The sequence below is a fragment of the Actinophytocola sp. genome (assembly GCF_045807065.1).
Lineage (GTDB): Bacteria > Actinomycetota > Actinomycetes > Mycobacteriales > Pseudonocardiaceae > Actinophytocola.
Window position 1 is genome coordinate 1 of sequence record NZ_JBJMIE010000037.1, and the last position, 7,612, is coordinate 7,612.

General features: G+C 70.1%; 5 protein-coding genes and 2 pseudogenes. 4 read left to right on the forward strand and 3 right to left on the reverse strand.

Annotated elements, in window-relative coordinates; translation table 11 throughout:
- Positions 1-422: pseudogene (locus ACJ73U_RS02060) on the reverse strand (aminotransferase class I/II-fold pyridoxal phosphate-dependent enzyme); the annotation flags it as partial.
- On the opposite strand from ACJ73U_RS02060, the pseudogene glyA reads away from it, so the two are divergent.
- Positions 422-1,501 (forward strand): annotated as a pseudogene (gene glyA, locus ACJ73U_RS02065) (serine hydroxymethyltransferase); the annotation flags it as partial. The pseudogenes ACJ73U_RS02060 and glyA sit on opposite strands and share 1 nt — an antisense overlap.
- 52 nt (positions 1,502-1,553) lie before the next feature.
- Here glyA and ACJ73U_RS02070 read toward each other — a convergent pair.
- Positions 1,554-3,110 carry a family 10 glycosylhydrolase gene (locus ACJ73U_RS02070; protein ID WP_407775763.1) on the reverse strand — a complete coding sequence of 519 codons (1,557 nt, stop codon included), beginning with the start codon at positions 3,108-3,110 and terminating at the stop codon, positions 1,554-1,556.
- Between the two features lie 234 nt (positions 3,111-3,344).
- On the opposite strand from ACJ73U_RS02070, the gene ACJ73U_RS02075 reads away from it, so the two are divergent.
- Entirely contained in the window at positions 3,345-3,872 is a 528-nt protein-coding gene (locus tag ACJ73U_RS02075) for a MarR family winged helix-turn-helix transcriptional regulator (RefSeq protein WP_407775764.1), read from the forward strand.
- The gene (locus ACJ73U_RS02080) at positions 3,873-5,543 is read left to right on the forward strand and encodes an MDR family MFS transporter (protein WP_407775765.1); all 1,671 of its coding nucleotides are present in this window, start codon (positions 3,873-3,875) and stop codon (positions 5,541-5,543) included.
- A 52-nt stretch (positions 5,544-5,595) separates the two neighbouring features.
- Here the strand turns inward: ACJ73U_RS02080 and ACJ73U_RS02085 are convergent, their stop codons facing one another.
- Positions 5,596-6,096 (reverse strand): inorganic diphosphatase, encoded by a 501-nt coding sequence (locus ACJ73U_RS02085; RefSeq protein ID WP_407775767.1) that lies wholly within the window; start codon positions 6,094-6,096, stop codon positions 5,596-5,598.
- A 76-nt stretch (positions 6,097-6,172) separates the two neighbouring features.
- Here ACJ73U_RS02085 and ACJ73U_RS02090 point away from each other — a divergent pair.
- The coding region (locus ACJ73U_RS02090) for a hypothetical protein (RefSeq protein WP_407775766.1) at positions 6,173-7,612 on the forward strand (1,440 nt) is incomplete at its 3' end.

The following is a 7,612-nucleotide window of genomic DNA, read 5'->3' on the forward strand; positions in this document are numbered from 1 at the left end:
CCGGTCACGCCGGTCTCCTGCAGGTCCAGCAGCGCGAGGTGGGTGTCGGTGCCGCCGGCGACCGGCCGCAGGCCCTCGGCGGCCAGGCCGTCGGTGAGCGCCTGGGCGTTGGCGATCACCTGCCGCGCGTAGGCCTGGTACTCGGGCTGCAGGCACTCCTTGAGGTTGACCGCCTTCGCCGCGACCGCGTGCATGAGCGGGCCGCCCTGCATCATCGGGAACGCGGCCTTGTCCAGCGCCTTGGCGTGCTCGGCCTTGCAGACGAACGCGCCGCCGCGCGGGCCGCGCAGCACCTTGTGCGTGGTGAAGGTGACGACGTCGGCGTAGGGCACCGGGCTGGGGATCGCCTTGCCGGCGACCAGGCCGATGAAGTGGGCGGCGTCGACCATCAAGATCGCGCCCACCTCGTCGGCGATCTCCCGGCAAGCGGTACTACGAGGGCCAGCAGTTCATCGACCAGATCGAGACCCTCGCGATCGAGCGGGCCAAGGCGCTCTTCGGCGTCGACCACGCGAACGTGCAGACCTACTCCGGCTCGCCCGCGAACCTGGCCGTCTACCTGGCGCTCGCGCAGCCCGGCGACACCGTCATGGGCATGGCGCTCCCCGCCGGCGGCCACCTCACCCACGGCTGGTCCGTCTCCGCGACCGGCAAGTGGTTCAACGCCGTCCAGTACGGCGTGCGCAAGGACACCGGCCGGGTCGACCTCGACGAGGTGCGGGACCTGGCGCTGAAGGAGCAGCCCAAGCTGATCTTCTGCGGTGGCACGGCCATCCCGCGCACGATCGACTTCCCCGGGTTCGCCGAGATCGCCAAGGAGGTCGGCGCGGTCCTCGTCGCCGACATCGCGCACATCGCCGGGCTCATCGCCGGTGGCGCCCACCCGTCGCCGGTCGGGTACGCGCAGGTCATCTCCACCACCACGCACAAGACCCTGCGCGGGCCGCGTGGCGCCATGCTGATGTCCGACGCCGAGCACGCGAAGGCCCTCGACAAGGCCGTCTTCCCGGGGCTGCAGGGCGGGCCGCACAACCACACGACCGCCGGGATCGCCGTCGCGCTGAAGGAGGCCGCGCAGCCGGAGTTCCGGCAGTACGCGGCGGCGGTCGTCGCCAACGCCAAAGCGCTGGCCGACGCGCTGCTGGCCCGCGGCTTCGACCTCGTCTCCGGCGGCACGGACAACCACCTGATCCTCATGGACGTGACCGGCAAGGGCATCGGCGGCAAGCCCGCGGCCAAGGCCCTCGACCGCGCCGGCATCGAGCTCAACTACAACACCGTGCCGTTCGACCCGCGCAAGCCGTTCGACCCGTCCGGCGTCCGGCTCGGCACGGCCGCCGTCACCACGCGTGGGCTCGGCACGGAGCAGATGCCGCAGATCGCGGAGTGGATCGAGCGGGCGATCACGGCCGCCAACGACGCTGACGACGCCGCCATCGCGACCGTCGCCGCCGAGGTGAAGGAACTCCTGGCCGCCTACCCCATGCCCGGCTGGGCCTAGCGGCACCGACAGGGAAGGCGCGTTCGGGACCCGAACGTGCCTTCCCCGGCGTTCAGGCGCGGGTGAAGCGGGGCGTGCTGGGCCGGCCCTCGTTGTGGGACCGGTCCAGGGCCGTCACCAGGTAGCTGTACCGCTGGCCAGGCACGGCCGTCGGGTCCGTGAACGACTGGAGCGGACCCCGCGCCGCCCGGACGGTGCCCACCAGGTGCGTCGCGTCGGCCAGGTCGCACCGCCTGGCGAACACGTGCCCGTCCAGCCGGTAGACCGCGAACGACGTCGCCGCGTTCGACAGCCACCGCACCCGCACGCCGCCCGGCGTCCGGGTGGCGTCGGCCACGAGCGGTGCGCTCGGGCCGCGTTCCACCAGCCGGCCGGCCGTCGGCGGCTCCGCGGGGTGCTGGTAGTGGTCGGCCCGCACGATCGACATGTGTGCCAGCCGGTTCGCCCGGACCTGGGCCGCCGAGAAGTAGATGTCGCCCTTGACCTGCGGGTAGTCCTGGTTGAAGGTCAGCTGCCGGCTCATCTCGTCGGGGTCCTGCCACGCCGGGGGCTGCGTCGGGACGGCCACCTTGTGGTTCGCGTGCCCGATGTAGAGGTTGACGTGCGTCCCGGACACGACCGCCGACCACCACGGCACGAGCTTCGCGTAGTCCGCCACCGTGAACCCGATGTTCCAGTACACCTGCGGCACGATGTAGTCGAGCCAGTCCTGCTTCACCCACTTGACCGTGTCCGCGTACAGGTCGTCGTAGGTCTGCACGCCGGCCTGCGTCGGAGAGCCGGCCGGGTCCGTGGCCGCGTTGCGCCACACCGCGAACGGGCTGACCCCGAACTGCACCCACGGCTTCGCGGACCGGATGGCGGCCGACAGCCCGGAGATCAGCGAGTCGATGTTCTTGCGCCGCCAGTCGGCCAGCGGGAGCCCGCCGCCGTAGGTCGCGTACGTCGCCGCGTCGTCGAAGGTCTGGCCCGCGACCGGGTACGGGTAGAAGTAGTCGTCGAAGTGCACGGCGTCGATGTCGTAGCGCCGGACCGCGTCCATGATCGCATCGATGGTGAACTTCCGGACCTGGGGAATCCCGGGGTTGTAATACAGCTTCCCGCCGTACGCGACGACCCAGTCCGGGTGCACGCGCGCGGGGTGGGTCGGCACCAGCGCGTTGACGTTCGTGTCCATGGACACGCGGAACGGGTTGAACCAGGCGTGGAACTCCAGGTTTCGCTTGTGCGCCTCCGCGACCGCGAACGCCAGCGGGTCGTAGCCGGGGTCCTGGCCCTGCGTGCCCGTCAGCCACTGCGACCACGGCTCGTAGGGTGACGGCCAGAACGCGTCCGCCGTCGGCCGGATTTGTACGACCACCGCGTTGAGCCCCAGCGCCACCGCCTCGTCGTACCAGCGGACCAGCTCGGCCTTCTGCTGGTCGACCGTGAGCCCGCGCCGCGAGGGCCAGTCGATGTTGGTGACGCTCGCGATCCACTCGGCACGCAGCTGCTGTTTCGGCGCGGTCCGGTCGGGTACGCACTGCGTGACAGGTGCGGCAGCGACGACCGGTGCCGCAGCGGTGAGGACCAAGGCGGCGGTCAGCAACGAGCCGAGGAGTCGGAGCACGGGTGCAGTCTGTATCGTGCGCCACACCTTCGCCAACTGTGGCTCGGTAACGAGTCCTGCTCGATCTCCGCGTGATCTTCACCGCCGGGTACGTCCTGCATGTCCCTTTGTGACCGTTTCCCCAGGTCATGGGACATGCATCACAGGATAATTCGCTTGCCTCATGATCTAGAGTAAGTGCATGCTTGTATCGACCAACTAATTGGATGATGCAAGCAACAGGGAGGGCTGGTCGTGGTCGCAGCGGGGATCGACTCCGAGGCAGCCGAACTGTCCCAGGCGGAGATCGAGGCGGGCCGGCGGCTCGTCAGTGCGATGTTCGCGCTCGGCAAGCAGCAGGCGACGCTCGGGCACAAGATGAGCCGGGCGGGCGTCGACCGCTCGGCGGTCATGCTGATCAAGGCGCTCACGCACATGGGGCCGAGCCGGTCGAGCGCACTCGCGATGGCGGTGCACTCCGACCCGTCGACGGTCAGCAGGCAGATCGCCACACTCGTGCGTGACGGTCTGGTGGAGCGGAGGGCGGATCCCGAGGACGGGCGGGCGAGCGTGCTCGCGCCGACCGAGACGGGGCTCAAGCTCCTGGAAGAGCAGCGCAGGCGCATCGGCCTCGCGCTGGCTCGCGTAGTACGGCAGTGGGCGCCCGAGGACCGGGACACGTTCCTGGACCTCCTCGACCGTTTCGTGGCCGACCACGAGCGCAACCTGCCCGATGTGATCAACGAATGCGTCGCACTCGCGCGTTCTGAAGGGGAGAAGTAGATGTCAGAGACAACCTCGCGCGTGGAGCCCGAGGTGCAGGGGGATTCTGGCGGGCTGACGCACCGCCAGATCATGACCATCGTCGCGGGCCTCATGATGGGCATGCTGCTGGCCGCGCTCGACATGACGATCATGGGCTCGGCGACGAAGACGATCGCCGACCAACTGCACGGCCAGACCGTCCAGGCCTGGGTGACCACGGCGTACCTCATCACCTCGACGATCTCGACGCCGCTGTACGGCAAGCTGTCCGACATCCTCGGCCGCAAGCCGCTGTACCTGACGGCGATCTCGCTGTTCCTGGCCGGCTCCGCGCTGTCCGCGATCTCGAACTCGATGTACGAGCTCGCCGCGTTCCGCGCGCTGCAGGGCCTCGGTGCCGGCGGTCTGATGTCGCTCGTGTTCGCGATCATCGCTGACATCATCTCGCCGCGGGAACGCGGCCGGTACCAGGGCTACTTCATGGCCGTCTGGGGTACGTCCAGCGTGCTCGGCCCGGTCATCGGCGGGTTCTTCGCCGGCGCGGACACGATCTTCGGCATCGACGGCTGGCGCTGGGTGTTCCTGGTGAACGTGCCGGTCGGCATCATCGCGCTGTTCGTCGTCGCGAAGGTGCTGAACGTCCCGCACAACAAGGTCGACCACCGCGTCGACTACTGGGGCGCCGCCGCGCTCACGGTCGCGCTGGTGCCGCTGCTGGTCGTCGCCGAGCAGGGGCGCGAGTGGGGCTGGGGCTCCGGCAGGTCGCTCGCGATGTACGGCACCGGTGTGATCGGCGTGATCGGGTTCGTGCTGATCGAACGGTGGATGGGTGACGAGGCGCTGCTGCCGTTGCGGTTGTTCCGCCGGCCGACGTTCTCGCTGACGAACGTCATCAACTTCGTCATGGGCCTCGGCATGTTCGGGATGATGATGACGATCCCGCTGTACCTGCAGATCGTGAAGGGCGCGACGCCGACCGAGTCGGGTCTGCTCACCCTGCCGATGACCGCGGGCATCCTGACGGCGTCGATGGGCAGCGGCATCCTGATCTCGAAGACCGGCCGCTACAAGCGGTTCCCGGTGATCGGGCTCGGGCTCATCACGGCCGCGCTGTTCCTGTTCGCGCAGATCGGGGTGGACACGCCGCTGTGGAAGACCATGCTGATCATGGGGCTGGCCGGCCTCGGGCTCGGCCAGTGCATGCAGACGCTGATCCTGTCCATCCAGAACGACGCGCCGCCCAGGGACATGGGTGTGGCGACGGCCGCGGCGACCTTCTTCCGGTCGATCGGCGGCACGGTCGGCACGGCGGTGTTCCTGTCGATCCTGTTCAGCACCGTGGGCGACAAGATCGCGAACGCGTTCATCGGCGTGCGGAACGACCCCGCGTTCCTGGCGGCACTGCAGCAGAACCCGCAGTTCGCCAAGGGCCTGCAGGGTGGCAGCAGCAGCCTCGACCTGAACAACACCGAGTTCCTCAAGGGACTCGACCCGACGCTGGCCCGGCCGATCCTGACCGGTTTCGCCGAGTCGGCCGACACCGTGTTCATGGTCGGCGGGTTCGTGGTGGCCGTCGCGTTCGTCCTGGTCTGGTTCCTCAAGGAGACGCCGCTGTCGACTCAGTCGGGCATCCAGCGGACCGCCTCCGACGAGCAGGAGGCCGCCGCGGCGGCCGCGATCGCGCACTGACCCGGGGAGGTGAGAGCCCGCACGCCCGTTCACGGGCGTGCGGGCTCGCTCGTCAGTGGGGGTAGACGCCGCCGGCGTCCTTGAGGCGGGCGTAGGAGCGGACGATCTCCTTCTCGGCCTCGTCGCGGCCCACCCAGGTGGCGCCCTCGACGCTCTTGCCCGGCTCCAGGTCCTTGTAGACCTCGAAGAAGTGCTGGATCTCCAGCCGGTGGTACTCGGCGAGGTGGTGGATGTCGCGCAGGTGCTCGGTGCGCGGGTCCTCCGCCGGCACGCACAGCACCTTGTCGTCGCCACCCTTCTCGTCGGTCATGCGGAACATGCCGATCGCGCGGGACTTGATCAGGCAGCCGGGGAAGGTCGGCTCCTGGACGAGCACGAGCGCGTCGAGCGGGTCGCCGTCCTCACCGAGGGTGTTCTCCACGAAGCCGTAGTCAGCCGGGTACTGGGTGGCGGTGAACAGAGTCCGGTCGAGACGGATTCGCCCGGTCGAGTGATCCATCTCGTACTTGTTGCGCATACCCTTGGGGATTTCGATCGTGACGTCGAACTCCACGGTTTCCTCGCTCAAATCGGCTCGTGTCGGTTGTCGCTAGTCTGGCGTACTGCTGGTGACCGATTGGGGAGGGCACGTGCCGAAGCCTGGGGAGGGCGACCTCTGGCCGACAACCGACGACGACCGGACGGGTGACAAACCGTCCGCGCCGGTCAGCGGTGCCGAGACCCACCAGCTGCCGGTCCCTGACCAGCAGCTGGAGGCGTCGCCCGGCGGCTGGTTCGACCCGCCGGCCGCGGAGGAGCCCGAGCCGGGACGTGACAGAACGCACGTCAGACCGGCCCAGCAACGCACGCAGCCGGTGAGCTGGCCGGTGGCCGAGCTGGCGAGACAGGCCAAGAACCCGGACGCCGAGAAGACCGCGTTCGTGCGGCCGGTCCAGCCCAAGGCGTCTCCAGAATGGCCGAACCGGCCGGAGTCGGCGTCGAAGTCCACCCGGTCGAGTGATGTCTCCCCGGAATCTCCGGAGGACGAGCCGGAGCCCACCCGGCAGGCCGAAGCGACCGACGAGCCGGCACCGGACAGGCCCGCCGAGCCGGTCGAGGCCGAGGCCGAGACGACGCCGGCGGCCCCTGAGCCGGCGGCGGAGACCTCCGAACCGAACGCCGAGACCCCCGAGTCGAAGGTAGAGACCCCGGAGCCAGCGGCGGAGACCCCTGGGTCACAGGCGGAGACGCCCGAGCAGAGGGCGGAGACCCCCGAGCCAGCGGAGTCCCCCGAGTCGACGGTGGGGTCCCCGGAGTCAGCGGCGGAGACGCCCGAGTCGACGGTGGAGTCCCCGGAGTCGACGGCAGAGCCCGCCGAGCCGACGGCGGAGCCCGCCGGGTCGACGGTGGAGTCCCCCGAGTCGAAGCCGGAGTCCTCCGGGTCTGAGGCGGAGACCCCGGAGCCTGAGGCCGAGCAGCCAGCCGCCGCGCGGGACAACGAGAACGAGGACGAACAAGCCAGTTCCCACAGCTGGTTCGGAGGCTCCGCCGCCGACCGACCGGCATGGCCCACCCCGAGCGAGACCCCCACCTCGGCGAGCGCGGCCGCCAACCTCTTCCAACCAGCCATCGAGCCGGCACCGACTCCGTCCCAGGCGGACAAGCCCCAACCGGACACGCCGCCGAAGCCGGAGAACGCGAGCAAAGCGGCCCTCAGCTTCGCCAAGCCACCCGCCACCGACAGCCAGACCGTCAACCTCCCCAGGCCACCGAGCGCCGACAGGCCCGCGGCGGACCAGCCGAAGGACGCCGACCCCACGTCGTCCACGAATGACGGCGGCGGGCACCTCGGCGCGGCGAGCCCCGCCAGGTCGTCGGAGGCGGACCGCACGGTCGCCAACCTCCCCAAGCCGCCCAGCTCGGACCCCCGGAAGACCGGCACGTCCGACGCGGGCGGCGAGTCCACCCAGGGTGCGGACAGCGCCACGGTCTTCCTCCCCAAGCCGATCCAGCCGCCCACCCCGCCCCAGCAGCAGCCCACGCCGCCCCCGAGCTTCTTCCGCCCCCGCCAGGAGGCCGAGCGCACCGCG

Excerpts from the sequence above, each read along its gene's own strand:
- ACJ73U_RS02080 (WP_407775765.1), top strand. The coding sequence starts at position 3,873 with ATGTCAGAGACAACCTCGCGCGTGGAGCCCGAGGTGCAGGGGGATTCT.